At 60.3% G+C, this 26,611-nt stretch carries 23 protein-coding genes; 5 read left to right on the top strand and 18 right to left on the bottom strand.

Features of this window, described 5'->3' with window-relative positions:
• The first annotated feature begins 12 nt into the window (after window positions 1-12).
• The 3 genes from gyrA (at window position 13) to LGH70_RS05410 (ending at window position 5,951) form a co-directional block, all read left to right on the top strand.
• The gene (gene gyrA, locus LGH70_RS05420) at window positions 13-2,601 is read left to right on the top strand and encodes a DNA gyrase subunit A (RefSeq protein WP_226183439.1); all 2,589 of its coding nucleotides are present in this window, start codon (window positions 13-15) and stop codon (window positions 2,599-2,601) included.
• Window positions 2,602-2,776: 175 nt separating this feature from the next.
• On the top strand, window positions 2,777-3,916 hold the full coding sequence (locus LGH70_RS05415) for a tetratricopeptide repeat protein (RefSeq protein WP_226183437.1): 1,140 nt from the start codon (window positions 2,777-2,779) through the stop codon (window positions 3,914-3,916).
• Between the two features lie 1,039 nt (window positions 3,917-4,955).
• Window positions 4,956-5,951, top strand: a complete 996-nt coding sequence (locus tag LGH70_RS05410) for a hypothetical protein (protein ID WP_226183435.1) — start codon at window positions 4,956-4,958, stop codon at window positions 5,949-5,951.
• A gap of 82 nt (window positions 5,952-6,033) precedes the next feature.
• Here LGH70_RS05410 and LGH70_RS05405 read toward each other — a convergent pair whose 3' ends face one another.
• From LGH70_RS05405 to hisG, 12 genes are all read right to left on the bottom strand, one after another.
• Complete coding sequence (locus LGH70_RS05405) at window positions 6,034-6,687, bottom strand: lipid-A-disaccharide synthase N-terminal domain-containing protein (protein ID WP_226183433.1); 654 nt, start codon at window positions 6,685-6,687, stop codon at window positions 6,034-6,036.
• Entirely contained in the window at window positions 6,684-7,469 is a 786-nt protein-coding gene (locus tag LGH70_RS05400; RefSeq protein ID WP_226183431.1) for a glycosyltransferase, read from the bottom strand. The genes LGH70_RS05405 and LGH70_RS05400 overlap by 4 nt, the downstream gene beginning before the upstream one ends.
• 136 nt (window positions 7,470-7,605) lie before the next feature.
• Complete coding sequence (gene hisIE, locus LGH70_RS05395; RefSeq protein WP_348533738.1) at window positions 7,606-8,292, bottom strand: bifunctional phosphoribosyl-AMP cyclohydrolase/phosphoribosyl-ATP diphosphatase HisIE; 687 nt, start codon at window positions 8,290-8,292, stop codon at window positions 7,606-7,608.
• A gap of 28 nt (window positions 8,293-8,320) precedes the next feature.
• Window positions 8,321-9,079, bottom strand: a complete 759-nt coding sequence (hisF, locus tag LGH70_RS05390) for an imidazole glycerol phosphate synthase subunit HisF (protein ID WP_226183427.1) — start codon at window positions 9,077-9,079, stop codon at window positions 8,321-8,323.
• A 27-nt stretch (window positions 9,080-9,106) separates the two neighbouring features.
• On the bottom strand, window positions 9,107-9,823 hold the full coding sequence (gene hisA / locus LGH70_RS05385) for a 1-(5-phosphoribosyl)-5-[(5-phosphoribosylamino)methylideneamino]imidazole-4-carboxamide isomerase (protein WP_226183426.1): 717 nt from the start codon (window positions 9,821-9,823) through the stop codon (window positions 9,107-9,109).
• A 7-nt stretch (window positions 9,824-9,830) separates the two neighbouring features.
• Window positions 9,831-10,418 carry an imidazole glycerol phosphate synthase subunit HisH gene (hisH, locus tag LGH70_RS05380; RefSeq protein ID WP_226183424.1) on the bottom strand — a complete coding sequence of 196 codons (588 nt, stop codon included), beginning with the start codon at window positions 10,416-10,418 and terminating at the stop codon, window positions 9,831-9,833.
• A 136-nt stretch (window positions 10,419-10,554) separates the two neighbouring features.
• Window positions 10,555-11,658, bottom strand: coding sequence for a bifunctional histidinol-phosphatase/imidazoleglycerol-phosphate dehydratase HisB (gene hisB, locus LGH70_RS05375; RefSeq protein ID WP_226183422.1), 1,104 nt, complete (start codon window positions 11,656-11,658; stop codon window positions 10,555-10,557).
• Window positions 11,659-11,733: 75 nt separating this feature from the next.
• The gene (locus LGH70_RS05370; RefSeq protein WP_226183420.1) at window positions 11,734-12,495 is read right to left on the bottom strand and encodes a tRNA(His) guanylyltransferase Thg1 family protein; all 762 of its coding nucleotides are present in this window, start codon (window positions 12,493-12,495) and stop codon (window positions 11,734-11,736) included.
• Entirely contained in the window at window positions 12,485-12,844 is a 360-nt protein-coding gene (locus LGH70_RS05365; protein ID WP_348533735.1) for an AAA family ATPase, read from the bottom strand. Before LGH70_RS05365 ends, LGH70_RS05370 begins: the two co-directional genes overlap by 11 nt.
• 101 nt (window positions 12,845-12,945) lie before the next feature.
• Window positions 12,946-13,998: a histidinol-phosphate transaminase gene (gene hisC / locus LGH70_RS05360; protein WP_226183416.1), complete on the bottom strand. Its 1,053-nt coding sequence runs from the start codon at window positions 13,996-13,998 to the stop codon at window positions 12,946-12,948.
• Window positions 13,999-14,082: 84 nt separating this feature from the next.
• Window positions 14,083-15,378: a histidinol dehydrogenase gene (hisD, locus tag LGH70_RS05355; RefSeq protein WP_226183739.1), complete on the bottom strand. Its 1,296-nt coding sequence runs from the start codon at window positions 15,376-15,378 to the stop codon at window positions 14,083-14,085.
• A 131-nt stretch (window positions 15,379-15,509) separates the two neighbouring features.
• Window positions 15,510-16,361 (bottom strand): ATP phosphoribosyltransferase, encoded by an 852-nt coding sequence (gene hisG / locus LGH70_RS05350; protein ID WP_226183414.1) that lies wholly within the window; start codon window positions 16,359-16,361, stop codon window positions 15,510-15,512.
• A gap of 502 nt (window positions 16,362-16,863) precedes the next feature.
• On the opposite strand from hisG, the gene LGH70_RS05345 reads away from it, so the two are divergent.
• Window positions 16,864-17,811: a DUF2911 domain-containing protein gene (locus LGH70_RS05345; RefSeq protein ID WP_226183412.1), complete on the top strand. Its 948-nt coding sequence runs from the start codon at window positions 16,864-16,866 to the stop codon at window positions 17,809-17,811.
• A gap of 101 nt (window positions 17,812-17,912) precedes the next feature.
• Here LGH70_RS05345 and LGH70_RS05340 read toward each other — a convergent pair whose 3' ends face one another.
• From LGH70_RS05340 to mnmA, 6 genes are all read right to left on the bottom strand, one after another.
• Complete coding sequence (locus tag LGH70_RS05340; protein ID WP_226183410.1) at window positions 17,913-20,456, bottom strand: TonB-dependent receptor; 2,544 nt, start codon at window positions 20,454-20,456, stop codon at window positions 17,913-17,915.
• Window positions 20,456-21,163 (bottom strand): ribulose-phosphate 3-epimerase, encoded by a 708-nt coding sequence (gene rpe, locus LGH70_RS05335; RefSeq protein ID WP_226183408.1) that lies wholly within the window; start codon window positions 21,161-21,163, stop codon window positions 20,456-20,458. Before rpe ends, LGH70_RS05340 begins: the two co-directional genes overlap by 1 nt.
• Window positions 21,164-21,366: 203 nt before the next feature.
• Window positions 21,367-21,690 (bottom strand): hypothetical protein, encoded by a 324-nt coding sequence (locus LGH70_RS05330; RefSeq protein WP_226183406.1) that lies wholly within the window; start codon window positions 21,688-21,690, stop codon window positions 21,367-21,369.
• Window positions 21,691-21,861: 171 nt separating this feature from the next.
• Window positions 21,862-23,565: a S8 family serine peptidase gene (locus LGH70_RS05325; protein ID WP_226183404.1), complete on the bottom strand. Its 1,704-nt coding sequence runs from the start codon at window positions 23,563-23,565 to the stop codon at window positions 21,862-21,864.
• Window positions 23,566-23,760: 195 nt separating this feature from the next.
• Window positions 23,761-24,543, bottom strand: a complete 783-nt coding sequence (locus LGH70_RS05320) for a hypothetical protein (protein ID WP_226183402.1) — start codon at window positions 24,541-24,543, stop codon at window positions 23,761-23,763.
• Window positions 24,540-25,700, bottom strand: a complete 1,161-nt coding sequence (gene mnmA, locus LGH70_RS05315) for a tRNA 2-thiouridine(34) synthase MnmA (protein ID WP_226183401.1) — start codon at window positions 25,698-25,700, stop codon at window positions 24,540-24,542. Before mnmA ends, LGH70_RS05320 begins: the two co-directional genes overlap by 4 nt.
• Window positions 25,701-25,977: 277 nt before the next feature.
• Between mnmA and LGH70_RS05310 the strand changes: the two genes are divergently transcribed.
• Window positions 25,978-26,604: a beta/alpha barrel domain-containing protein gene (locus tag LGH70_RS05310; RefSeq protein WP_226183400.1), complete on the top strand. Its 627-nt coding sequence runs from the start codon at window positions 25,978-25,980 to the stop codon at window positions 26,602-26,604.
• Window positions 26,605-26,611: the final 7 nt, after the last annotated feature.

The raw sequence follows: 26,611 nt of genomic DNA, 5'->3' as shown, positions 1-26,611 counted from the left end.
TTAGATTTCCCTATGGCGGAAGGCGAAAAGATCATTCCGATTAACATTGAAGACGAGATGCGTGGCGCCTACATCGATTATTCGATGTCGGTCATCATCTCCCGGGCTCTGCCCGACGTGCGCGACGGCCTGAAGCCCGTGCACCGCCGCGTGCTCTACGGTATGTCGGAGCTGGGCGTATCCTACAACAAAGCCTATAAAAAGAGTGCCCGTATCGTGGGTGAGGTGCTGGGTAAGTACCACCCCCACGGCGACTCGAGCGTGTACGACACGATGGTGCGCATGGCCCAGGACTGGAGCCTGCGCTACCCGCTGGTCGACGGGCAGGGGAACTTCGGCTCTATCGACGGCGACTCGCCGGCGGCCATGCGTTACACGGAAGCCCGCCTCAAGCGCCTCTCCGATGAAATGCTGGGCGACCTGGACAAGGACACCGTTGATTTCCAGCCCAACTTCGACGACTCCCTGGAAGAGCCCAGCGTGATGCCCTCGAAGTTTCCGAACCTGCTGATGAACGGCACAACGGGTATTGCCGTGGGTATGGCTACCAACATGGCGCCCCACAACCTGACGGAAGTGGTTAGCGGCATCATTGCCTACCTCGACAACTCGGAAATCACCATTGCCGAGCTTATGGAGCATATCACCGCCCCGGACTTTCCCACGGGCGGTACCATCTACGGCTACGAGGGCGTGAAGCAGGCGTTCGAAACGGGTCGGGGCCGCATCGTGATGCGCGCCAAGGCCCACTACGAAACCCTGCCCAGCGGCAAGGAGCAGATCGTCATCACCGAAATTCCCTATATGGTGAATAAGGCCTCGATGATCGAAAAAACCGCTGCTTTGATCAACGAGAAGAAGATCGAAGGCATCAGCGACCTGCGCGACGAGTCGGACCGCGACGGTATGCGCATCGTGTATGACCTGAAGCGCGACGCTATGCCCAACGTGGTGCTCAACCAGCTCTACCGCTACACCCAGCTGCAAAGCTCGTTCGGCGTCAACAACGTGTGCCTGGTGAAAGGCCGCCCAATGACGCTCAACCTCAAGGAGCTGATTCACTACTTCGTCGAGCACCGCGCCGACGTGGTGGTGCGCCGCACGCGCTACGAGCTGGCCGAAGCCCAGAAGCGGGCCCACATCCTGGAAGGTCTGCTCATCGCCCTCGACCACCTCGACGAGGTAATTGCCCTGATCCGTGGCTCCCGCGACGGCGACGTAGCCCGGGCCCAGCTCGTGGAGCGTTTCGCGTTGAGCGAAATCCAGGCCCGTGCCATTCTGGACATGCGTCTGCAGCGCCTCACCGGCCTGGAGCGCGACAAGATCGTGGCCGAATACGAGGAGCTGATGCGCCTGATTGACCACCTGAAAGCCGTGCTGGCTTCGGATGTGCTCCAGCGTCAGATCATCAAGGACGAGCTGCTCGATATTCGGGAGCGCTACGGCGATAAGCGCCGCACGATGATCGAATACGCCGGCGGTGACTTCTCGATGGAAGACATGATTGCCGACGAGAGCATGGTTATCACCATCTCCCGCGAAGGCTACATCAAGCGCACCGCGCTGGATGAGTACCGTACCCAGGGCCGGGGTGGCGTGGGTGCCCGGGGCGCGGCTTCCAAGCAGGACGACTTCACGGAGCACCTGTTTGTAGCTACTACCCACGAGTACCTGCTGTTCTTCACCGAGCTGGGCCGCGTATTCTGGCTGAAAGTATACGAGGTACCGGAAGGAGGGAAGAACGCCAAAGGCCGCCCGATTCAGAATCTCATCGAGATTCCGCGCGAAGATGCCGTGCGCTCGGTGCTGAACGTGCGTGGTCTGCGCGACCCGGACTACCTGGAAAATACCTTCCTGATGTTCTGCACCGAGCAGGGCACCGTGAAGAAAACGCCCCTGGAAGCCTATTCACGGCCCCGGACGGCCGGTATCAACGCCATTACCATCAACGAGGGCGACCGGCTGCTCGACGTGCAGCTCACCACCGGCACCAGCGAGATTGTCGTGGCGCTGCGCTCGGGTCGGGCGGTTCGTTTTCCTGAAGGCAAAGTGCGCTCCATGGGCCGCAATGCCGCCGGGGTGCGCGGCATCAGCCTGGCTGATGCCAACGACCGGGTGGTAGGCATGGTCTGCATTTCGGACCCAGCCTCGCAGGAGTTGCTGGTCGTATCCGAAAACGGCTTCGGCAAGCGCAGCTCGCTCGACGAGTACCGCGTTACCAACCGGGGCGGTAAGGGGGTTCGGGCCATGAAGATTACCGATAAAACCGGCGCGCTGGTTGCCATCAAGGACGTCCAGGACTCGGATGATCTGATGATTATCAACAAGTCCGGTATTACCATTCGCTTGCGGATGAGCGACCTGCGCACCATTGGTCGGGCTACGCAGGGCGTGCGGCTGCTGAAAATCAGCGCCGGCGACGAGATTTCGTCGGTAGCCAAGGTAGCCGCCGATGACAAGGATACGGACGCTCTGGAAGGTGAAGCCGGCCCGAACGGCAGCCCGGAAGCAGGAGAGGGCCCGGCCCTGGACGCTACCGGTGCCTCCGAAGATGCCGATGTAGCCGCCCTGACAGATCCGGATACGCTCAGCGCAAACTAAGTAAGTTAAGAAAGGCTTGAGTACTTTCGGGCACGGTATTCGTTTTGAATGCCCGACTGAAAGTGCTCAAGCTTTTTCCTTTCCCCGCCGCCGGTTAGCTGAACCAAGTGTTTCTTCCGGTGGTTTCTTTTCCAATTCCTTCCACTCATCCACCATTATTCTTCAGCAAGAACCCATGAAGAAGATTTTTCTGACGCTCGTAGCGGCGGCGGCCCTGCACACTGCTTCGGCCCAAAACTCGGCTGTTACGAATGCTATTCTAAACCAGCGCAGCGGCCTGCTCGACAAAGCCCAGGCGGATATTGACAAGGCCATTGTCAACGAGAAAACCTCGGGCAAAGCCAAAACCTGGTACACGCGGGGCGAGATTTACGAGCAGATGGCGGCCAGCCCCATTTATGGCAAATCTCTGAAGCCCGGCGAGGGCACGAAAGTGGCCTATGAGTCGTATAACAAGACAGTAGAGCTGGACAGCAAGACCGGCGAGTTTGGCAAGCTGGCTGTGCAGAAGCTGGATAACCTCTACGGCCTGGCCCTGAACGCCGGCGTGGAGAGCTACAATGGCAAAAACTATGACGCTGCCCTGGATTCGTACCGCATGGCGCAGCAGATTCGTCCGCAGGACACGACGGCTTTCCTGTACGCGGCCTATGCGGCCGAGGCGAAGCAGGATTTTGCCACGGCCAAGGATACCTACAACAAGCTGCTGGCCATGAACTACAAGTCGCCGGGCTTGTATGGCCGGATGCTGCAGATTGCCCGCCAGGAAAAGAACGATGCGGAAGCTATGAAAGTAGTGCAGCAGGCACTGGTAGCTTATCCCACCAACAAAGCCTTCATGCTGGAGGAACTGAATATGTACCTGAGCTCAGGTCGTGGGCAGGAAGCAATTGGTAAGCTGGAGAAAGCCATTGCGGCCGATCCGACCAATGGCAACCTGTACGCCGTTCTTGGTTCGCTCTACGATCAGAGCAAGCAGTCTGATAAAGCTCTGGCGGCGTACCGCAAAGCCGTGGAGGTAGATCCAAACAACTTTGACGCTCAATTCAACCTGGGCGTGTATAACTACAACAAGGCCGCCGATATGTACACCAAAGCCAGCAAGATGGATTTGGCCGCGTATCAGAAGTCGGGTAAAAAACTGGAAGCAGACGGCAAGAAGTACTTCCAGGAGTCGCTGCCGTATTTCGAGAAGGCGCTGCAGATTCAGCCCAATGACCGGGCCGTTATTTCTTCGCTGCAGAAAGTGTACGTTCGCCTGGGCCGCACTGCGGACGCCGAGAAGATGAACACCAAGCTTCAGGCTCTGAAATAGCACCTGCGCAAGTAGGGGATATTAAAATACGCCCGAATGTGATTCGGGCGTATTTTTAAATACTTTACTTAACATAATATAAATTATAAGACAATCGTATCTGTTTAGTCTGCCCATTGACCTACTTCAAGATGAACTTATAGTAATTCTGAGTGGCCCGTTGGACGTAGTGGTTGCAGAGCAGTTATCTACCTCACCCAGTCAGTCTAGAATATGTACGGATTTGACGTGCTCCATACCATGAAGAAATATGCTGCTGTTGGCTCCAGCTATGTACGCGCTGGGCACGGCGGTCGAATTCTAGCCGCCGTGACGGCGCTCAGCGGCACAGGACGCAAAATCAGGCTACCATCTCCTACAAAATCTCGCAGTCGCTCATCGAACCCTTATTGTACAGAGTTGAGGCTGCTGAGCTGAACCAAAGGCAAAATTTGCGGAGCAGCTTAGCGTAGTCTGCAAAAAGACGGATTCACGGCGGTACCTGACAAAGCTTCAACATATGTACTGTATGTGCACAAAGAAGCAAGCTCAAAGTTCTAGTGAAAGAGGCCGTTGGATTATGTCGCAATCATATCGTGTCTCTTGTTGTAAAGCTATCCTGTAGGACCTTGAGCAGATCATACAAATGGATGCTAGTGTGAGTAGCTCAGCATAAAGCAGTGATGTAATCAACCAAAATTCCCACTAGCCTCTCTCCTGCTATCATAGTTTACTTCTGCAGAGGCCTGTTCAAAAATGAGTGTACAGGGCATTAGGTTGGCGATAGACTGTCTGGAGGACAATAGAAAGCGCAGTCTATTTAGCCAGGCCGCCCCTGTCGTCCGCCCGGCCTTATGTATGATTGGTATTTTTTATACTTGATAGTAGATTGAGTGCTGTTAACATTATGGATATAGGCAAAATAGATAAGCAAGTCGATAGAAGTAAAAAAAAGTATAAAAAAGCTTAATTATTATGGGCTTTTTTATACTTTGTACTACTTTTATGTGCTTATGTTTATTATACTTGCTGTAGATTGTATTTAACACCACTTCAGTATATGCCTAAAACCATAGACTATCCACGCACCAGCTATATGAGTGCTTGGGAAATAGCAGAAGTAGTAGATGACACGGGTGGCAAATGTGCTATTGAAACCTGTGCCCGCAAACTGAATAGAAAGGTTAGTGGCTCTTTTAAAGCCATCATTGGCTCAGCCGTTAAGTTTGGCCTGGTAACCAGCAAGCGGGAATTGCTAACTACCACCAATCTATTTCGGCGCATCAAGCACGCGTATGACAAGCAGGAAGAAAAGGTGTTTCACAGGGAGGCCTTCCTGCATCCACCCTTATTCACACAGATCTGCCGTAAGTTCCGAAACAGAGAGCTACCGGTGCATATGTTTGACGTAATGCTGATCCGGGAGTTCGGGGTAGAGGAAATTAATGCCCAGGTAGTCTCCAAGGCCTTCGTGGACGGTGCGCGCATGGTGGGCGTCATGGATGAGCGCAATGTGGTGGCGGATATAGACCAACTGGCAGCCCAACAAACTCCCCGGCGGGAACTAGCCAGCACGGAACTCCCCCAGAACTTATTCCGGGCTCCTACTACTCCTTCGCTTATACCAGACACCCCGGCTGGTATAAAGCCCGAGCCGACCTTTGTACCACCAGTAACATCAGCTAAGACGCATGATGCTGTATCCAGTCTGTTTGGCCTAGATACAGACGGCCTGGACGGCGAAGAGGCCTCAGAAGATACAACTGCAGCTTCAGGCCCTACTGTGTATTCGGGAGGGCCGGCTCATGTATTCGGAAGCTTCCCGCCACCCGAAGCAACGACGGGTGCTGGTCAGACGCTGCCGGTTGCTCAGCCGCGGGCAATGGAAACTACGCCAACAAGTGCGGGGCCAACAGCACCAACCCAGCTACAGGAAGGCTACTTCATCCACATCAGCGGCCCTGGAATCGACACCCAGCTCACTGTCCAGGACGTTGATGACCTGCAGATCGTAAGCATTCTACTGGAGAAAGTACGGAAACAACTCAGCCGCTGACAGATTGACGCACCCTCCTACTACAGTCAAACTACGACTCTCATTGGCTTATTTACTTTTTATGTTAAGCAGATAAATACCCTTAGACCCGCGTTGCATTGACATCCTGGTCCTGTTGCTCCCGGCGCAGGAGCAGGATGTTGCGCGTATACACGACCGTACCGAAGACATTTCCCAGCATAAGAACAGCATCAAGACGCAGTATGGCATACGTCAGGATGAGCACGGAGCCCGCCAGACTCACGATCCAGAAGCCCAGGGGCAGCACCGACGTACCCTGCCGTTCGGAGTAGAGCCACTGGTATACAAACCGCAGCAAGAACACCGCCTGCCCTACCGCTCCCAGCATCAGCCACCCCCCGGGAATGGCCGTGTGCAGCATAGCCCGCAGACTAAAGTGCGGGGAGCCGACGCTAAACCAGGCCAGCATGGCCAAAGGAAAGCCATAGGCCGCCAGGCGGAACCACCGACCGAGCGTGCGCCATTCGCCCAGCAGCTGCAGGTTTCGGATGTAGATGCCATAGCTCAACAGTTGCGCCCCCAGAATGATGGGGTCGTGGCGCAGCATGCCGTAGAGAATCATCAGCAACGAGGACAGCAGGCTTATTTTCCAGAACAGCGTGGGCACCAGTACCCGCCGGGCCCGCTCGCTCTGAATCCACTGCAGCACGATACGGCTGGAAAATAACAGCTGGGCCGCCAGGCCGATACCCAAGGCCAGCGTCTGGGTGCTCATCGGGGGCCCGCCTCGGGGGCATCAACAACCCGGGATTCGGCCCGCAGCACCTCCCCGACTTCGTAGTTCTTCCAGCGGCTGCGGATCCAGCGGAAGCCGAAGGTATCGACCAGGGGCTTCCAGGCACGGTTCCAGAGCGTGTACTTCGCCGTGCCGGCAAAGCGGGGAAAGTGCTGCACCTCCACTTGGTGCACCCGCCCCCCCTGCAGCTGCACCAGGGCGCCCAGGAAGCGGTGCATGCCGTGAAACAGCGGCAGCCGCCGGGCATATTCCATCTTGAGCATCTTCAGGGGACAGCCCGTGTCCTGAATTCCGTCGTTGATGAGCGTACGGCGCACGGTATTGGCCAGCTTCGAGGACAGCTTCTTGACGAAGGAATCCTGGCGCTTGGCCCGGATTCCGTTGACCATATCGTATTCGGGGAAGAACGCCAGGAAACGCAGAAAGTCCAGCGGGGTGGTTTGAATATCGGAGTCGATGTAGCCCACCAGGGTGCTGTGGCAATGGTCGATGCCGGCCTTGATGGCCGTGCTCAGGCCCTGATTGCGCGAGAGGGAAACAAACTCGTAGCGCACGTCCTGCCCGCAGATGCCCCGCAGTAGGGCCAGGGACCCGTCGGTGCTGCCATCGTTAATAAAGAGAACCGTAGTGGGCAGCGGAGTCTGGGACAGAAACCGGTTCATCTCGACCACAAACTGCGGCAGGCTTTCTTCCTCATTATAGACGGGCACCAGCACGGTCAGGCTTTGGGTGCTCAGATACGACGACGGCAGGGACGGCATAGGGTACAAGGGCTAGGAGGCGCAAAGTAGCAACAAAAACCGCCGTGCGTTTCCCCACGGCGGCACTGCCTGCCTAGTACGCAGGAAAAACAGGTTTCGGCTACTCCCGCAGAGCCCGGGGTACAGCCTGCCGGCCTTACTCCGGCCGGCGCGTCCCGGCGGAAATGGTGCTGTGGCGCTGGCGCAGCACGGCTACCACCTCCTCCAGGGTAAGGCCCGCGGCCGTGAGCAGCACCAGCAGGTGGTAGAGCAAATCGGCGGCTTCGCCGGGCAACCCGGCGCGGTTGCCGGCCACGGCATCAATGACAGTTTCGACGGCCTCCTCTCCCACTTTCTGGGCTATTTTGGGCATACCCTTGCGAAACAGCGAGGCGGTGTAAGACTTGGGGTCTTCCTCGGGATGCGTATAGCGGCGCTGCACCAGGCGCTCTAGCTCGGCCAGAAAGCCTACCGGCGGCGTGGGCAGGGCCCTCTGCTCGGGCTGCTCGAAGCAGCTGGTAGTGCCCCGGTGGCAGGTGGGCCCGTCGGGAATGGCCCGGATGAGCACCGCGTCGTTGTCACAGTCGGGGTGCAGGCTCACGACCTGCAGGAAGTTGCCGGAGGTTTCCCCCTTGGTCCAGAGCCGGCTTTTGGAGCGGGAGTAAAACGTCACCCGGCTTTCCGTGCGGGTCTTTTCCCAGGCTTCCTCATTCACGTAGCCCAGCATGAGCACCTGCCCCGTCGCGGCATCCTGCACCACGGCGGGAATGAGTCCGTCGGGCATTTTCTTAAAGTCGAGTTCCATTCTAGTAGTGCTTGGTGCTTCTGTGCTGTTATGTAGGATAATCAGGGCGTACAACCAGGGACAAGGCCTACAGCCGCATGGGAATCCCCTGGGCCTGCAGATGCTCTTTCAGCTCCCGGATACCGATTTCCCCGAAGTGAAAGATACTGGCGGCCAGGCCGGCGTGGGCCTGGGCCTGCTGGAACACCTGGGTGAAATGCTCCATGCGCCCGGCGCCCCCACTGGCCACCACGGGAACAGACACGGCCCGGGCCACGGCCCCGGTGATGTCCAGGGCAAAGCCGTCCTTGGTGCCGTCGTTGCTCATGGAGGTCAGCAGCAGCTCCCCGGCCCCGCGGTCGGCGGCTTCGCGGCACCAGGCCACGGCATCCCGCTCGGTGTTGTGCGTGCCAGCCCGGGTATAAATCTGCCAGCCGGCCTGGGGAGTGTAGCGCGCATCGGCGGCCACCACGATGCACTGGCTGCCGAAGCGGCGGGCCAACTCATCAATCAGCTCGGGCCGGTGCAGGGCCGCCGAGTTGATGCTCACCTTGTCGGCTCCATTCAGCAGGAGCACCTCCACGTCGGCTACGGTACCGATGCCGCCCCCCACCGTGAAGGGTATATCCAACTCCCGGGCCACGTCGCGCACCAAATGAATAAGCGTGGTGCGCTTCTGATTCGTAGCCGTGATATCGAGAAACACCAGCTCGTCGGCTCCTTCCTGGGCATAGCGGGCGGCCAGGGCCACCGGGTCGCCGGCGTCGCGCAGGCCCTCGAACTGCACACCCTTCACGGTGCGGCCGTCTTTCACGTCGAGGCAGGGAATAATTCGTTTGGTCAGCATAAAAGCGTTGTTCAGATCAGGATGCGGCTACAGAAACGTGCGCAGGTCGGCCAGGGTGATGGTGCCCTCGTAAATGGCTTTACCGATAATGGCTCCGTGCATTCCCACCTCTACCAGCGCCTCCACGTCGGCCAGGGTTGTCACGCCGCCGCTGGCCACTAGCCGGGCCGCCGGCAATTGCGTGCGCAGCTCCCGGTACGTCACCAACGACGGTCCCTGCAGCTTGCCATCCTTGCTGACATCGGTGCACACAAAGGTGGTGGCCCCATCCGTCAGGTAGCCCCGGATAAACTCGGCCACCGTCCGCTCCGACTGCTCGGCCCAGGCATTGATGGAAATATGGTTGTCGCGGAAGTCGGCCCCAATCAGGATGCGGTCCGCCCCGAAGGTTTGGAGCCAATGCTGCACCGTGGCGGGCTCGCGCACGGCAATGCTGCCGGCCGTAATCTGGGCGGCCCCGGCGTCGAAGGCCTGCCGCACGGCCTGCTCGCTCTGCAAACCACCGCCGAAGTCAATAACCAGGCTGGTGTGGCGGGCAATGCTTTCCAGCACCGGCAGGTTTACGGGCTGGCGGGCCCGGGCCCCATCCAGATCCACCAGGTGCAGGCGGCGCACCCCGGCGGCTTCGAAGCGCTGGGCTACCGCCAGTGGGTCGGCATCATAGGTGGTCTGCTGGGCAAAGTCGCCCTCGGTCAGGCGCACGCACTGGCCCCCGATAAGGTCGATAGCGGGAATTATTTCCATGGGAGAATTAAAGCTTCAGGAAGTTTTCGAGAATGCGCGTGCCCACCGGCCCGCTCTTCTCGGTGTGAAACTGCACGGCGTAGAAGTTCCGGTGCTGCACGGCGGCACTAAAAGGCAGCGGGTACTCGGCCTCGGCAATAGTGTAGTCGCCCACCGGGGCGTAGTAGCTGTGCACGAAGTAAACGTAGTCCTGCTCGCGTAAGCCCTCGAACAAGGGCGACCGTAGCCGCTGCAGATTGTTCCAGCCCATATGCGGTACCTTGAACTCGGCCGCAGCCGGGAAGCGCTTCACCTCGAAGGGCAGAATGCCCAGCATGGTCGCATCGTTTTCCTCGCTGTGCGTACCCAGCAGCTGCATGCCCAGGCAGATACCCAGGAAAGGCTGGGTAAGCGTGGGCAGCACTTCGTGCAACCCCTGGGCCCGCAGCTCCTGCATGGCCGACGCGGCTTCGCCTTCGCCGGGAAACAGGATCTTGTCGGCCCGCCGAATTACTTCCGCATCGGCCGTCAGGGTGGCTTCTACGCCCAGGCGCTCCAGGGCATACAGCACCGACTGTACGTTGCCGCCCTTATAATCAATTACCGCTATTTCCATTTGTGGATGACGCGCTTTTACTCATTTGTGTATACAAGAAACCAGCCCGCAATTCTCCCTTTTCTGTATTGCCTGCTGATTTCCCAGGAAACCCAGACACAAGCTTTATCCAAATGTTAAAACATTTGGATAAAGCCTAGAGAATACCCTTGGTACTTGGTATTTCCATTTTGCCGGCGTCCCGTACCAACGCCATCTTGATGGCCTTGGCCACAGCCTTGAAAATGGCTTCGATCTTATGGTGCTCGTTCTGCCCTTCGCACTTAATGTTGAGGTTGCAGCGGGCCGCGTCGGAGAAGCTCTTGAAGAAATGGTAGAACATTTCGCAGGGCATATCCCCCACCCGTTCGCGCTTAAACTCGGCATTCCACACTATCCAGGGGCGGCCCGAGAAATCGATGGCGGCCTGGGCCAGCACGTCGTCCATGGGCAGCAGGAACCCGTAGCGGGCCAGGCCGCGCTTGTCGCCCAGGGCCTGGGAGAAGGCTTCGCCCAGGGCAATGGCCGTGTCTTCAATGGTGTGGTGCTCGTCGATGTGCAAATCGCCCTGCACCTGGATCTTCATATCGACCCCCGAGTGCTTGCTGAGCTGGTCGAGCATGTGGTCGAAGAAGCCCAGCCCGGTGTGCATGTCGGGCCGGCCGGCGCCATCGAGGTTGAGCTCAATGCGGATCTTGGTTTCGTTCGTGTCGCGCTGCACCACGGCAGTGCGGGCGGGCAGGCGCAGGAACTGATAGATGGCTTCCCAGCTCGTGGTACTCAGGGCGGCCCGCTCGTCGGCTTCCTCCCGAATGAGGATGGACTGGCAGCCCAGATTCTGGGCCAGCTCCACATCGGTAAGCCGGTCGCCGATGACGAAGGAGTGCGGAAGGTCGTAGGCGCCTTCTGCCAGGTACTGCTGCAGCATGCCGATGCCGGGCTTGCGGGTCGGCAGGTTGTCGTGGGGGAAGCTACGGTCGATGTGCTCCCGCACGAACGCTACTCCTTCCGAGCGCAGAATATCGAGCATCATGGTGTGGGCCGGCCAGAAGGTTTCCTCGGGGAAGCTCTTGGTGCCTAGTCCATCCTGGTTGCTGACCAGCACCAGCTCATAGTCCAGCTCCCGGGCAATGCGGGCCAGACCGGTAATGGCGCCGGGTACAAACTGGAATTTCTCTCGCGACAGGGAATCCACCTGAAAGTCCGTCGGGGGCTCAATCAGGATAGTACCGTCGCGGTCAATAAAAAGAACTTTCTTCATGAGTATAAAAAGGATGAGCCGAAGCTGCGGCGTCGAAGCCGTAAAAAGTGTAAGGTATTTATTACCGGAAGCGAATTACACTTCTCCCAGCAAAGTGCGAATGAAGTTGCTGTATGCGTCCCCCAACGGTAACTCGGTATCAACGCAGAGCTGATGGCGGGTGGTTTCCACCGGCTGCTGGCTAACTGGGTTGAAGCCCGGCTTCCGATATTCGGTCCAGTACAGACCGGCTCCGCGCTTTTGCCAGCTCGGCAAGATGTTGAAGTTTATGCCGGCGTTAAACAGAAGGTCATGCTTGGCGGCCGAGCGCAGTCCTTTGACCTGGGCCGTAGCCTCGGCCACCGACTGTCCCTGCTTGCGAAGCAGCCAGTAGCAATGTGCGTTTAGCGAGTTACGACCCGCATCTTCCTGCCGCCAGCGGAAGTAATCCACCACATCCAAGACGCGGGGCAATTGGGATATGCGGCAGTCGAAAATGCCAGGGCTGCCCAGGGCCAGGGAAAAGGCGGCCGACGCCTCCCCAGCCAGCAGGGATGTGTACTTACGCAGCTTCCGGCCAAAAGAGTGTTCCTGCGGGTGCAGCAGCAGGGAAATTTCGTCGCTCTGGGTATAGCCATACACCATGCGGAAGCCCGACGTGAGTAGCTGCTGGGTGGTATGGATCATCAAATCGCGCATCCGCTCATCGAAAGGCGCTTCAAAGACATGTACTTCCTTGGTCAGGCGGGTGAAGCCACGCCCATCCAGCCGCGCTACGAGGTAGAGCCCGGGTAGCGCACAGTGGTCGTGGGCCGTTTCGAAAACGCGCAGGCGGGTGTCCAGGTCATCAAATTTCATGCTGCCAGGGGCTTAGGTCAAAAGTATGGTTGGCACTGGCGCGCACAAAGAACAGTTCATCGAAACCTTCGGAGTATTGGGGCAATTCGAGGCGGTTGCGCGTGGCCCGGATTCCTACGGGCGGTACCTGCCGCTCGGCAGTTCGCTGCTCATTGCGAACCAGTGCTTCAGCGGCCGTCGCGTGAAAGTAATAGCCCGTAACTCTAAACCCGGCTTGGAGGGCCGGCTCGATGTAAACTGCCCGCTCGGCGCGCGAGGGATTCGTGTTATCAATGACGCAGCGCATCTGCGTTTCCAGACACAGGTCCAGCATCCGCCGCTCCCGATTCCGGGTCCGCAGCAAATCCATACTGATGCGGACGTGGGAATGGAAAAAAAGCTGCTGGTAAAATGTTGACTTACCCGTGGCCTGGATTCCGCAGAAAACAATAAGCTGCATGTTCCGAATCCTTAGGCGGTATATTCTCGCAGCGCTGCTACCAGCTGCTCGTTCTCGACCGGGGTGCCCACCGTCAGGCGCAGCGTACCAGCGCAGCCGGGCTGACTCGTGCGGTTCCGCACCACGATGCCTTTACCGAGCAAGTAGTCATACACGGCCGTGGCATCGGGCCGAAAGCGCACGAGCAGGAAGTTGGCGTCGGATGGGAACAGCTGCTCCACGATGTCAACCCTGGTGAGCTGTTCCAGCAGCCAGGTGCGGCCTTCGAGCAGTTGCTTCCGCATCTGCTCGAAGTGCGGGGCATCGGCCAGGGCCGCCAGCGCGTGCTGCTGCGTAGCTTCTGACACATTATACGGCGGCTTGATCTTGTTGAGGTAGCCGATGAGTTCGGGCGAGGCGAAGGCCATACCCAGGCGAAGGCCGGCTAAGCCCCAGGCCTTGGAGAAGGTTTGCAGCACCACCAGATTGGGAAACTCCGCCAGGCGGGTCGTCCAGCTCGGAGCCGCGGCAAAATCGGCGTAGGCTTCGTCCACGACGACCAGCCCGCGGAAGCCGCGCAGCACCTGTTCCACCGCGGCGGCGTGCAGCAGGTTGCCGGTCGGGTTATTGGGCGAGCAGATAAACACGAGCTTGGCCTCGGAGGCAAGGATTTGCTGGACGCTTTCGGCCGAGAGCTGGAAGTCAGCCGTCAGCGGCAGGCGTTCCAGACGTACGTCGTTCAGGTTGGCAGCCACTTCGTACATCCCGTAGGTAGGCGGCAGAATCAGGATGCGGTCCTGGCCGGGCGTGCAGGTCAGGCGCACGAGCAGGTCGATGGCCTCGTCGGAGCCGTTGCCCAGGAAGATCTGGGCGGGCTCCACTCCTTTCAGCTTGGCCAGTTCGGCTTTCACGGCGCGCTGCTGCGGGTCGGGGTAGCGGTTGAACAGCTCGGGGCCGGCGCTGCCCAGGCTGTTTTCATTGGCGTCGAGCATGACGCGGGCTTCGCCCTGGAATTCGTCGCGGGCCGAAGAGTACGGCTGCATGGCCCGGATATTGGGGCGGATAAGGGTTTCAAGCGCAAACATGAACCGGAGAAAAAGCTGCTACTCTCTCTAGTATATATAAGAGGCAGCAAATGACAGATACGATGACAGGCAGGAGTCCCGCGCTCAGGCGTCGCCCAGCAGACTCTCCAGGCGCAGGGTTACGGCCCGGGCGTGGGCGCGCAGGCCTTCGGCTTCGGCCATGGTTTCCACCACCGGCCCCACGTTCTGCAGGCCCTCAGCGGTGATGCGCTGGAACGTAATTTTCTTCAGGAACGAATCCAGCGACACGCCGCTGTAGTTGCGGGCGTAGCCGTTGGTGGGCAGCGTGTGGTTGGTACCCGAGGCATAGTCGCCGGCGGCTTCCGGGGTGAGGTGGCCCAGAAACACCGAGCCGGCGCTGGTCACGCCCTCGGACAGCTCCTCGGCGTTGCGCACGGCCAGAATCAGGTGCTCGGGGGCGTACTGGTTCGAGAAGAACAGCATTTCCTCCGGCGTGCGCAGCAGCACGGCCCGGCTTTCGCGCAACGCCAGGGCGGCCACTTCCCGGCGGGGCAGCTCGGCCAGCTGGCGCTCTACTTCCGCGGTTACCTGCGGGAGCAGCTCCACCGAGTCGGTCAGCAACACCACCTGCGAATCGGGGCCGTGCTCGGCCTGGGATAACAAGTCGGCGGCCACGAAAGCGGGGGTAGCCGTTTTGTCGGCAATAACCAGCACTTCCGAGGGGCCGGCGGGCAGGTCGATGGCCACGCCGCGCTGCACGGCCAGCTGCTTGGCAGCCGTCACGTAGCGGTTGCCGGGCCCGAAGATCTTGTCCACGGCCGGCACGCTGTCCGTACCGCCAGCCAGAGCCGCCACGGCCTGGGCGCCCCCGGCTTTGATAATGGTGCTGATGCCCAGCAGCTGGGCCGTAAACAGAATCACCGGGTTTACCGAGCCGTCCTTTTGCGGGGGCGTGCACAGCACCACTTCCGGGCAGCCGGCCAGGCGGGCCGGCACGCCCAGCATAAGCAGGGTGCTGAACAGCGGCGCCGTGCCCCCGGGAATATACAGGCCCACGCGCTGCACCGGCACCGACTTGCGCCAGCACATCACGCCCGGCATCGTTTCGACCCGTACGGGTTCTTCGCGCTGGGTCAGGTGAAACTTCCACAGGTTGGCGTGGGCCTGCCGGATGGCCGTCTGCAGCGCGGCGGGCACCAGGGCCACGGCGGCGGTTACTTCCTCGGGCGTCACGCGCAGCTCCGTAAGCTGGGCGCCATCGAGTTCCTGGGCATAGTGGCGCAGGGCTTCGTCGCCGCGCCGACGCACGTCGTCGAAGATCTGACGGACGCGCTCCTCGACCTGCTGGGCTTCAGCGGCGGCGGGCCGCTGCTGAAGGGCGGCCCACTCGGCCGGACTGGGATACTGATATACTTGCATCATTTCTAATGTGAGAAATGCGGAGAATGTGAGAAATGTGGGAGAATGACGAATAAGGAAATATGCTCATGCACTCTTAAAATCCTTACTCGCTCAATATTCACCTTTCTCACACTCCCGCACAGTAACAATTAAGATATCATCTTCTCGATGGGCAGCACCAGAATTCCCTCGGCACCCACGGCCTTGAGCTGACCGGTGATGTGCCAGAAGTCGTCCTCATTCACCACTGACTGCACCGACACCCAGCCTTCCTCGGCCAGGGGCGTCACGGTGGGCGACTTGATACCTGGCAGCAGGGCTTTCACCGCGTCCAGGGACGCTACCGGGGCATTGAGCAGAATATACTTGTTGCGGCGCGCCCGGCGCACCGACTGCATCCGGAACTGCAGCTGCTCGAGGAGCTCCTGCTTTTCGGCGCTCAGGTTTTGGTTAGCAATGAGCACGGCTTCGGAGCGGAACACAGTTTCGACTTCGCGCAGGCCATTGCCCAGCAGCGTGGAGCCCGAGGAAACAATGTCGCAGATAGCGTCGGCCAGGCCGATGCTGGGGGCAATTTCCACCGAGCCGCTAATCGTGTGCAGATTGGCCTGCACGCCTTCGCCAGCCAGGTAGCGGCCCAGAATCTGCGGGTACGAGGTAGCAATGTTCTTGCCCTGCAAATCGGCCACGGAGTTGTAGCCCTCGGAGCGCAGAATGGCCAAGGACAGGCGGCACTTGCTGAAACCCAGCTTTTCAACTTCCAGATCCGGAAAACCGGCTTCTACCAGCACGTTCTGGCCCACGATGCCCAGGTCGGCCACGCCATCCTGCACGTAGCCGGGAATGTCGTCGTCGCGCAGAAACAGGATTTCCAGGGGAAAATTGGTGGCTTCGGTCTTGAGCTTGTACGAGCTGCTGAGAAAGGAAATACCGCACTCACGAATGAGATTGAGCGAATCCTCGCTCAGGCGGCCCGACTTCTGAATGGCCAGACGAATCATAGGGAATTGGATTGGGGAAGAATACCGCGGAACCAAACCCGACCGGGAGTTCACGCTGGGCATTCGGGAGGAGACGAAAAGAAGGGAAAAAGCCGGGCCAGGGCACCGAAACGGCAATGGCGGGCGGGGCCGCCTTTCTTAGGCGGCCAGGCACTCGGCGTACGAGGTGCCCAACGGGGTCAATATGCTTGTATACTTCCTCTCTTAAGAGGAATGGTGCCCGTGCAGATGATGATGCGCCGCGCGCAGCCAGCCAGTAGCCTCGCCCGTGTGGGCGGCCTGGGAGCTGAGGGTGCACAGGAAAAGCGCGGCGAAGGGCATAAAGGCGAATTGCTGGGCAAAAGTACACGCGCAGGGTTCGAAACAAAATTATTCCGGCAAAAAATATTCGGAACCCTGAACTTTGCGGTTGCCTGCTGAGCTAACCGGGTTTTTGGCACTATTGTTTCGGAATACTCCGTTCTTTGGTTTTGCTCCCGCCGCCCTCTGCCTATTGCTGCTTATGATTCTGCCTCGTTCTTTCGCATCCGCTACCTGTCGCTTACGCCTGCTGCTGGCCCTGCTGGCCGCCGGAACCCTCTCCTCGGCCCAGGCCCAAATGGCCGATTCCGTGCTGACGGGCCCCGCCCCCATGGCCACGCCCCGGCCGCCGGAGCTTCCCCTGCCCCAGGCCAGCCCCCACGCCGTCGTGCTGCAAACCATCGGCCTGACTGATGTTACCGTCGACTACCATACCCCGGCGGTGCGGGGCCGCGCCGTGTGGGGCCAGCTGGTGCCCTACGGGCAGGTGTGGCGCGCGGGGGCCAATGAAAACACGATAGTGTCTTTTTCCGACCCGGTTTCCCTCAACGGGCAGGCCATACCGGCCGGGAAGTACTCCTTTTATATTCTGCCGAAATCAGACCAGGACTGGGAGTTGATTCTCAACCGGGTAATCAACCACTGGGGCGCCGAGAACTACGATGCCAAAGCCGACCAGGTGCGCCTGCCGGTAGTCCCTGAAACGGGCCCCATGCACGAGAATCTGGTGTATTGGTTTTCGGAGGTGAAGCCCAGCAGCGGCCGTTTGAACCTGTCCTGGGAAAAGCGCACTGTGAGCGTGCTTATCGAAGCCGATGTGCACGCCAAGGCCCTGGCCGGCATTCAGAAAGTGCTGGCCGCCCACCCCGAAAACTGGCAGCTGCTGGCTCAGGCCGCCGATTATCTGGTGCAGAATAACATTCAGGCCGAGCTGGCTCTGCAGTACATCAACGAGTCGCTGCGGCTGAAGGAAGCTTACACCAACACTTGGATCAAGGCCCGGCTGCTGGCCTCCAAGCAGGACTACGGCACGGCCATCGTCTACGGCCGGCGCGCCCTGAAGCTGGGTGAGCGGGACGACCCCAACTTTAAGACCTCGCAGCCCAACATGCGCATCACGCTCACGGAGTGGCAGAGCAAGGCGTATTGATGAGAGCTTAAAATCTAGGCGTTGTGCAAACAAAAGGCCCGCAAGCACTGCTTGCGGGCCTTTTGTTGCGACCTACTAATCGAAATACTGAGCTGCTACGGCTAAAACCGGGCAATGACGCGCAGGTTGATAACGCGCTGGGAAAGGTAGTTGGGCACGGCGTAAGTGCGGCCGTTAATGTCCTGCACGTAGCTGTAGCCGGCCACGTTATTGGCCCCCAGCACGTTCAGGATTTCCAGGCCCAGCCACAGGCTTTCCAGGTGACCGGGCTTGCGGGTTTCCGTGGCGTTGTTGAGCGAAATGACCTTGGAAAAACCTAGGTCCACGCGCTTATAGGACCGCGTGAGCTTGGTGGTGCCCCGCTCCTCGGGCAGGTTAGGCGGGCTAAACGGCAGACCGGTACCGAAGACCAGGTTCACGTATCCCTTCACCGAAGGATTGCCCGGCAATTGGTCCTGGAAAAAGATGCCGAAGTTCAGGCGCTGGTCGGAAGGACGGCGGATAAAGCCCTGGGCGGCCTTGCCGATGGTGTCGCCGGTGGCATTGTAGAGCGTGATGGAGTCGCCTACGATGTTTTCGCGGGTGGTCAGCACGCCCAGGCTAAACCAGGACTCGACGCCTTTCACGAACTCGCCGCTCACGCGCGTATCGAGACCGGCGGCGTAGGCCTTGGCGTTGTTCTTGGCGAAGTAGCGCAGGCGCACGTTGTCGATGTCGTAGGGAATGACGTCGGTCAGGTACTTGTAGTACACTTCACTGGTAAACACGAACGGGCGGTTCCACTGGCGGAAGCGCAGCTCGTTGCCGGCAATAAAGTGGACGGAACGCTGGGCCCGCAGCTCCGGATTCAGGGCCGCCGACTGCACCACCACCGACTGGGGCGTGGCCTGGGTGCCGCGGCTCTGGTCGCGCAGCTCGCGGTAAAACGGCGGCTGGTAGTAGAGGCCCGTGGCAAACTTGAACGACAGATTGGGGTTGCGCCGCGTAATAAATGAGTACTGCACCCGCGGGCTCACCGTCAACTGCCCGTTCACCGACCAATAGTTGGCCCGCACCCCGTAGGTTAGCGTCTTGAGCGAGTCCAGCTCGATGGTGTGCTGGGCGTAGCCCTGGTAGCGGGTGCTGGCCAAACTCAGATCCGACACCAGCCGGGTGCGGCGGTAGTCGGGCACGAAGTCGGCCGAATCCACGAAGCTGTACTCGTTGAGCTGGTCTTCGATTTTTTCCCGCCCGGCCTTCACGCCCCAGCGCACGGTGTGCCGGCTGCCGGGCGTCCAGCGGGCCCGGGCTTCCAGCGTGGCCACGCGGGCCAGCAGGTTGTTGCGCGAGTGGTCGAAGCGCGAGCCCACGTCGCGCTGCCGCACGGGCTGGTTGAAGTCGTCGGAGTTCGGGTCGCGGTTGATTTCGGCAAAGCTGTAGGCGGCCTCAATGTCGCGGTACTCAAACTCGCGGGAAATAAAGGCGCCGGCCAACAGCTCGCCCTGCAGGTTGCTGGTAAAGTTGTGGCGCAGGTTCAGCCCGCCCTGGTAGGTATCGTACTGCATCCGCTCCCGCCCGTCGTAGGCAATAAAAAGGCGGGTAAATTGGTTGGTCGACGTGCTGAATGTGGCCTGGCCCGACTCGGGGTTGAAGCGAAAGTCATTGTGGGCAAACGTCGTCAGCAAACCCAGGCTGGTCCGCTCGGGGTTGTCCTTGGGGCCCAGCGCGGCACTAATGTAAGCCTGCCCGTCGTAGAAGGTCGGGTTGTAGCCGCCCTGCTGCTGTTTTAAGGAGCGCAGCACGTAGGTGGCATTCTTGTAGCGAATACCGGCCAGGTAGCTGATGCGCTTGTTGGGCGAAGTAGCCTCCACGTGCATAGTACCGCCCACCAGGCTGGCCGTGGCCGAACCGCCAAATTTCTGGGGCTTCTTGTACTCAATGCTCAGCACCGAGGAAAGCCGGTCGCCGTACTTGGGCTGCCAGCCGCCGGAGGAAAACTGGATGCGGTCCACCAAGTCGGGGTTCACGAAGCTGAGGCCCTCCTGCTGGGCCGAGGTCACCAGAAACGGCCGGTACACCTCGATACCGTTGACGTAGACCAGGTTTTCGTCGTAGTTGCCGCCCCGCACAGTGTAAGTGCTGGTCAGCTCGTTGTTGGCCACCACGCCGGGCAGCGTGGTCAGAATCTTGTTGAAGTCGCCGAAAGCCGAGGGCAGCTCTTTCACCGAGCGCGGGTCGATGCGAATCACGCTGACCTGCTCGCGGGTGTCGGCCTCATCGTTGCGGGCCCGCACGGTCACGTTTTTCAGGGCCCGCGGGTCCAGGGCCAGGGTGATGGTCAGCTCCCGGGTTTCCGAGAGGTTCAGCACGATGCGCTGGGGCTGGTAGCCCAGACGGCGCGCTATCAGCGTGGGCGCCTTACCGCTGAGGGGGCGCACCACGCTCAAAGCGAAACGGCCTTTGTCGTCGGTATTAGTGCCGCCCGGCTGCCCTTCCACCCCAATGCTGACCTGCTCCAGCGGCGTGCCGCTGGCGTCGGTAATAGTGCCGGTAATGAGCACGCGAGCGGTTTGTTGGGCCTGCGCGCCGGGCAGTTGGGCCACCAGCAGGACTGCACTCAGCAGGCTGGCCCGCAGGGTGGTCTGGAAAACGTACGAGTGCTGCATTAGCGGGACTGCTGCGCTTCGGACTCTACCTGGGCATTGAGCTGCTGGCGCATCTCGGCCAGCGTGGCCACCGGGTCGGGCGAGTTGAACACGAAGCTGCCGGCCACCAGCACGTCGGCGCCGGCTTCGACCAGCGCGGCGGCATTCTGCAAACTCACGCCGCCGTCAATCTCAATCAGGGCCTCGGAGTTATAATCCACGATCAGCTCCTTCAGGGCCGCTACTTTGCGCAGGGTGTTGGGAATAAACGACTGCCCGCCAAAGCCGGGGTTTACCGACATAATGCACACCAGATCCAGATCGGCAATGATATCTTCGAGCACACTCACGGGCGTATGCGGATTCAGGGCCACGCCGGCGCGGCAGCCCAGGGCCTTGATCTGCTGCACCACGCGGTGCAGGTGCGGGCAGGCCTCGTAGTGCACCGTAATGTTGGCCGCGCCCGCGTCGCGGAAGGCCGCCAGGTAGTGCTGGGGCTCTTCGATCATTAGGTGTACGTCCAGAGGCTGCTGGGCGTGGCGGTGAATAGCCTGCAGCACCGGAATGCCGAAGGAAATATTGGGCACGAAGCGCCCGTCCATCACGTCGCAGTGCAGCCAGTCGGCGGCGCTGGCGGCCAGGCGCTCGGTTTCAGATTGAAGGTTGGCAAAATCGGCGGCCAGCAGCGAGGGAGCCAGCAACGGGGCGATACGACGGGTCGAATTCATAGTGCGAAGGTAACGCTTTGAGGAGCAGGTTTTGGTATACCACCGGGCAGGGAAATATGCACTTTCGGTGATACCAACCCCAGTCCTGCTATGCCAGGGGCAAAAAAAGCAGACCGCAGCCCGGCAGAAGTTCTGCCGGGCTGCGGTCTGTAAGGAAGCGGGCCGTCTGGGGAGAGCCAGCCCTGCCCGTGGGAACACAGGGGTTATTTATCCGTTTTTTTCCAGGCCTGCCAGTCCAGCCCGCCGTCTTCACGCTTGCGCAGAAACACGGTCTGGTCGTCCTTCTGGGTTTTGCCGAAGGTTACATCACCCCGGCAGTCGAGGCATTTGACGGAAGTATACTTGAACTTGTCCTGGGCCACGCGCGAGGTCAGGTCCAGGTTGTCGGAGGCGCACAGGCCGCAGGCCAGCACGTCGGGGAAACTGAGCCGGTCGTATTCCGCCACGACTTCGTGAAAGTTCGTGCCCTGCACCGTGAAGTGAAACTGGCGGCGCCCGATGCGCTTCGTGACCATTAATTGCAACATAAGTAGGGAGTTGTTAAGGGAGATATTTTCAGACAGAAAGTTACTAATATTTTTGGCCTTATTCAACCAAAACCACCGATTAATAAAGAACGTCACAAACAAAAACGGCCTGCCATTCCCACAGCAGGCCGTTCAAACAGTAAATTCAACTAATTTAATTAGCAACAAGAATCACAGCTTCTCGAAACGCACGGTGCGCTGGCTGGTTCCCGCGCCAATGGTGCAGGTATACACGCCCTTGCCCAGGGCGCCGGGCTTGAGCTGCACCTGCGCGGCCGTGGTAGCGGCCAGCTGCTGGGTGGCCACCAGGGCGCCCCGGGTGTCATAGATGCGCACGCTCAGGGGGCGGCCCTGCAAGTCGGGCGTCAGCTGCACGTACAGCTCATCGGTACGGCTGGGGTTGGGATACACCACCAACTCGGGCCGGGCCGCCTTGGCCGGGTCCGTGGCCAGCGGCGTGCCGGGGTTGGCCAGGGCGTAGGCCTGCACGAAGTTGGGAATACCGTAGCCCTGCAGCGCGTTCGGGGCACTGCCCTGGGAGCCGGAGCGCTGCAGAAAGCTGATGACCTGCTGAGCGGTCAGGTTGCGGTTGGCCTGCCAGAAGCCGGCGGCCATCCCGGCCGTAATAGGGCACGAGAATGAGGTACCGTTGCCGCGGGTGGCTGCGCCCGAGGGTGTGAGAATAGCGGACTGCACGCCCATGGCCACCACGTTGGGCTTGATGCGCCCGTCGGCCGTGGGCCCTACCGAGCTGAAGCCAGCCAGCTGCCGCGACGCATCCACGGCGCCCACGGTCAGGATGGAGTCGGCATCGGCCGGGGCCGTAATGTAGCGCCAGCCGCTGGCGCCCTCGTTGCCGGCGCTGTTCACCACCAGGATACCCACGCGGGCTGCCGTGGCGGCGGCCCGCGTGGAAATAGCCGTGCGGCCGTTTAAATCCGAGTAGGCGTAGTCGATGGAGGGATAATCGAAGGTATTGTAGCCCAACGACGAGCTGATGATATCCACGCCCACCGAATCGGCGTACTCGGCCGCAATCAGCCAGTTCATTTCCTCCACCGGGTGCTCGGAGTTGATATCCTCGGTGATGCAGAGGTGATACGTGGCCTTGGGCGCCGTACCGATAAAGAAGCTGGCCTGGTTGGCGGCCATAGTAGACAGGCAGTTGGTGCCGTGGTCGTTGCGCAGGTACACGTCCGGGGCTTTATCCACGAAGTTGAACGTGGAAGCCAGCCGGCCCTCGTCAAACAAGGGCTGGAAGGCCGGAATCTGGTTGACGCCCGGGAAGCCGGCATCGAAAACGGCAATCTGCATGCCTTCCCCGCGGAAGTTGGCGCTGTGCATGGTCACGGCCCCCAGCATGTTGGCCTGCTCGTAGGCCGAGCCGTAGTCGGCGGGGGCGCCGGCCCGTTGCTGGGGCTCCACGGTGGGCTGCGGGTTCTGCTTGCGGGCCCCGGCCTGGGCCCGGTTCAGCGTCACGACGCTGCGCACGAAGGGCAGGCCCTGAATACTGGCCAGCGTGGTGGAGTCGCAGGCCACCACGGCGGCATTAAACCAGCGCGAGGTGTACCAGAGCTGGGCTTTGGGCACGGCCTTGAGCTGCGTCACGTAGCTGGGGTTCACCGGCAGGTCGCGGGGCTGCACGCTGATGTTCTGCCGGGTGCGCCGCTGAATGGAGCGGGCCGAGAGAAACGCCTGGGGCTGGGCGGGGCTGTAGGGCGAGTTGGCTTTGTCGCGGAAGTACACCAGGTGCTTGCGCACGGTAGACGAGGCGCGTACCGGCGCGCCGGGAGCATCGGGCTCAGTAGGCGCGGCCTGACCAGATAAGGAGCCCAGGCCCAGGCCCGAGAGCAGCAGCAGAGTAGAAAAGCGCATTCGAGAAGCGGGGATTCGGTGGAAAGTTAACCTGCGGGAAGATACGTAAATACGGGCTTTCCGGCCTTGCCGACACCGGAGTCCCACGCCCCTCCAGCTGGCGCCCGCAACGGGCAAACAAAAGGCGGCAGGTGAAGTACACCTGCCGCCCGAATTACGTTGCATTTCATCGGCTGAAAACGCCTTTTTCCCGGCTTACAGCTTGCCTTGCTCAATCAATATCTCGTGCCGGGCCTGGCCCTTGTAGATACGGGTGTTGGACTTGCCGCAGGTACCGGTCTGGGGGTCGCAGTAGTCGAAGCGCCGCCGCACGCGGTATACCGGCCCTACGCCCTTGGCATACACCTGCTGGTAGGTCGAGCGGTTCACCTCGTCGTCGAAACCGTACTTGTTGGGATTGCCCACAATCAGGGCCGTAGTCAGCGTCTGGTCGTAGCGGTAGGTTTTGCCACCGGCCATAATCTGAAAAGGCTCCCCTATATTCTGGTAGCGCCGGTTATCGTAGCGTCGGTCTCCAGTATCAAGCGCTTCGGTCGTATCGCCGAGCATAAAGGCATACATATCCCAAGTCCGGTCCTGCTGCACTGGAAATACCAGCTCCACGGTGCGCCGGTTGTTCTTGGTCAGCACCAGCGACCGGCTGGCAACCGAAACAACCATTACGCTGTCGTCGCGCCACGTATCGGTGGGCAAGGTCCGCCGGGCCCGCACCACGCGGTATGCCGGCTTGCCCGTGGCATCACTAACCTGGTCGGTAACTGTTTCGCGGAACTGATAGCTGCTGGGCGTGCGCTGGAAGGCGTTCCACAGCGTATCAGCTACGGCGTATACCCGGTAGCTGCCAATTTCCAGAGGGAAATATTCCTTGCCCGACTCGGGGCCCGGCACGGTATCGTTCTGGCAGCCAGCCAAAGCCAGAGCCGCCACCGGGGCCAGCCAGGCCAGGCATTTCAGCGGGGCGCAACGGAGTGTGCTCATACAGTAGCGGGGGTTGACAAGGTGCGTTCCGGAACTTCGGCAATAGTGTGGCGCTCAATCCAGCCGCCGCCCAGCACGTCGGTGCCGTCGTAGAACACGGCAGCCTGGCCGGGGGTAATGGCGTGCACCGCTTCCTCGAAGTACACCCGGATTTTGTCGCCGACCTGCTCCAGAAACGCCGGGGAGCCGTTGTGGTTATAGCGCACTTTCACCGTGGCAGGCACCAGGCCGCTACCTTCCAGGGAAGCATACTTGCCCATGTTCAGCTTGCCCACGTAGGTGGTGGTGCTGGCCAGCTCGTCGAAGTTGCCGAGCACAACCTGGTTGGTTTCGGGCCGGATTTCGGTGACGTAGGCCGGGAAGCCCAGGGCAATACCCAGGCCCTTGCGCTGCCCGATGGTGTAGAACGGGTAGCCCTCGTGGTGGCCCAGCACCGTGCCGTCGCGCATGATGAACTCGCCCCCGGCCACGCGTGCTTCCAGCCCTTCCACGCGGCGGCGCAGAAAGCCCCGGTAGTCGTTGTCGGGGATAAAGCAGATTTCGTAGCTCTCGGGCTTGTTGACCAGCTCGGTGAAGCCGCGGCGGCGGGCCTCATCGTAGATTTCGGTTTTGCGCATGCCGCCCAGCGGGAAGATGGTACGGGCCAGACTTTCCTGCGACACGCCCCAGAGCGCGTACGACTGGTCCTTGTTCTCGTCCAGGCCCTTGCTGATGATGTAGCGGCCGTTTTCGTGGCGGATGTTGGCGTAGTGACCGGTGGCAATAAACTGGCAGCCGAGCTGGTCGGCGCGGCGCAGCAGGGCATCCCACTTGATGTGGGTGTTGCAAAGCACGCACGGGTTGGGCGTGCGGCCGGCCAGGTATTCCTCCGTGAAGTTGTCGATAACGAAGTCGCCGAACTCGTCGCGGATGTCGATGATATAATGCGGGAAGCCCAGCTCCACGGCAATCTGGCGGGCGTCGTTGATGGAGTCCAGCGAGCAGCAGCCGGTTTCCTTCTTGCTGCCGCCGGCCGAGGCATAATCCCACGTCTTCATGGTCATGCCCACCACTTCGTAGCCCTGCTCGTGCAGCAGCACGGCCGCCACGGAGCTGTCGATGCCGCCGCTCATAGCGACCAGCACTCGTCCTTTCGATTCGGAAGTATTCGTATTCATATTGGTTGAAAGCCAAGAGTGCGGCCGAAAGTTTCCGGCGCCCATTCCGCAAAGGTAGCAAGTCCGCAGTTGCCGACCAGTACGGGCCGGGCAAATGGCTTTCTGCTAAGGAATAAGCCGGAAAACATAGCCCGGCAAGCCACCATTCCGGGCGCGCTGCCCGAGTGGTTTTGCGTGCGCCCGGCGGCGCCGGTAGTTACGCAATGAGTTTTTATGCCGAATATTACCGCGGCATCTTTCTTTTCTCCTGTTCGCTTCTGCTTACCTCGCTTTTTCCATGCCTCTTATTACTTCCGTGCTCGTTCGCGGCATCAATAACTTGTCGGACGCGCGCTATTGCGCGGGAATGGGTGCCGATTACCTCACGTTTCGCCTCGACCCGTCCCTGCCCGGCCACCTGGAGCCGGCCCTGGTGCAGGAGCTCAGCGGCTGGGTAGCCGGCGTGCAGCTCATTGGCGAGTTTGACTCGCTCTCGATTCCGGAAATAAATGCGCTGGCTACTACCTGCGGCCTGCACTACGTGCTGATGCACCGCCGCCGCACGCCCGAGGAACTGGCCCAGCTCACGGTGCCCGCCCTGAAGCTGATCAAGTGGATTCCGGACATGCTGGCCGAGGACGTGGAAAAGCGCTTCCGCGACCAGCAGGCCCACGTAGCGGGCTTCGTGCTGGCCCATGCTCCCGACGAAGGACTTTCAGCCATGCAGCGGGCCCAGCTCACCCAGCAGGCGCGCACCTACAAGCTGTGGCTGGGCACCAGCTTCGCCGCGCCCCAGCCGGTGCGGCAGTTCGTGGAGGAAGTGCAGCCCACGGGCATCGTGCTGGAAGGCGGCCAGGAAATCAAGCCCGGCCTGCGCGACTTCACTGAGCTGGAAACCATTTTCGAGCAGCTCGAAGAAGAGTAGCCGGCAG

The organism is Hymenobacter nitidus (assembly GCF_020447315.1).
Lineage (GTDB): Bacteria > Bacteroidota > Bacteroidia > Cytophagales > Hymenobacteraceae > Hymenobacter > Hymenobacter nitidus.
Note: the sequence above shows the minus strand (reverse complement) of the source record. Positions and strands in the feature narration are given on the sequence as shown.

Bases quoted from the DNA above. Each gene is read 5' to 3' on its own strand.
- gyrA (WP_226183439.1), top strand. From the start codon at position 13: ATGGCGGAAGGCGAAAAGATCATTCCGATTAACATTGAAGACGAGATG.
- LGH70_RS05415 (WP_226183437.1), top strand. From the start codon at position 2,777: ATGAAGAAGATTTTTCTGACGCTCGTAGCGGCGGCGGCCCTGCACACT.
- LGH70_RS05410 (WP_226183435.1), top strand. From the start codon at position 4,956: ATGCCTAAAACCATAGACTATCCACGCACCAGCTATATGAGTGCTTGG.
- LGH70_RS05405 (WP_226183433.1), bottom strand. From the start codon at position 6,687: ATGAGCACCCAGACGCTGGCCTTGGGTATCGGCCTGGCGGCCCAGCTG.
- LGH70_RS05400 (WP_226183431.1), bottom strand. From the start codon at position 7,469: ATGCCGTCCCTGCCGTCGTCGTATCTGAGCACCCAAAGCCTGACCGTG.
- hisF (WP_226183427.1), bottom strand. From the start codon at position 9,079: ATGCTGACCAAACGAATTATTCCCTGCCTCGACGTGAAAGACGGCCGC.
- hisA (WP_226183426.1), bottom strand. From the start codon at position 9,823: ATGGAAATAATTCCCGCTATCGACCTTATCGGGGGCCAGTGCGTGCGC.
- hisH (WP_226183424.1), bottom strand. From the start codon at position 10,418: ATGGAAATAGCGGTAATTGATTATAAGGGCGGCAACGTACAGTCGGTG.
- hisB (WP_226183422.1), bottom strand. From the start codon at position 11,658: ATGAAGAAAGTTCTTTTTATTGACCGCGACGGTACTATCCTGATTGAG.
- LGH70_RS05370 (WP_226183420.1), bottom strand. From the start codon at position 12,495: ATGAAATTTGATGACCTGGACACCCGCCTGCGCGTTTTCGAAACGGCC.
- LGH70_RS05365 (WP_348533735.1), bottom strand. From the start codon at position 12,844: ATGGATTTGCTGCGGACCCGGAATCGGGAGCGGCGGATGCTGGACCTG.
- hisC (WP_226183416.1), bottom strand. From the start codon at position 13,998: ATGTTTGCGCTTGAAACCCTTATCCGCCCCAATATCCGGGCCATGCAG.
- hisD (WP_226183739.1), bottom strand. From the start codon at position 15,378: ATGCAAGTATATCAGTATCCCAGTCCGGCCGAGTGGGCCGCCCTTCAG.
- hisG (WP_226183414.1), bottom strand. From the start codon at position 16,361: ATGATTCGTCTGGCCATTCAGAAGTCGGGCCGCCTGAGCGAGGATTCG.
- LGH70_RS05345 (WP_226183412.1), top strand. From the start codon at position 16,864: ATGATTCTGCCTCGTTCTTTCGCATCCGCTACCTGTCGCTTACGCCTG.
- LGH70_RS05340 (WP_226183410.1), bottom strand. From the start codon at position 20,456: ATGCAGCACTCGTACGTTTTCCAGACCACCCTGCGGGCCAGCCTGCTG.
- rpe (WP_226183408.1), bottom strand. From the start codon at position 21,163: ATGAATTCGACCCGTCGTATCGCCCCGTTGCTGGCTCCCTCGCTGCTG.
- LGH70_RS05330 (WP_226183406.1), bottom strand. From the start codon at position 21,690: ATGTTGCAATTAATGGTCACGAAGCGCATCGGGCGCCGCCAGTTTCAC.
- LGH70_RS05325 (WP_226183404.1), bottom strand. From the start codon at position 23,565: ATGCGCTTTTCTACTCTGCTGCTGCTCTCGGGCCTGGGCCTGGGCTCC.
- LGH70_RS05320 (WP_226183402.1), bottom strand. From the start codon at position 24,543: ATGAGCACACTCCGTTGCGCCCCGCTGAAATGCCTGGCCTGGCTGGCC.
- mnmA (WP_226183401.1), bottom strand. From the start codon at position 25,700: ATGAATACGAATACTTCCGAATCGAAAGGACGAGTGCTGGTCGCTATG.
- LGH70_RS05310 (WP_226183400.1), top strand. From the start codon at position 25,978: ATGCCTCTTATTACTTCCGTGCTCGTTCGCGGCATCAATAACTTGTCG.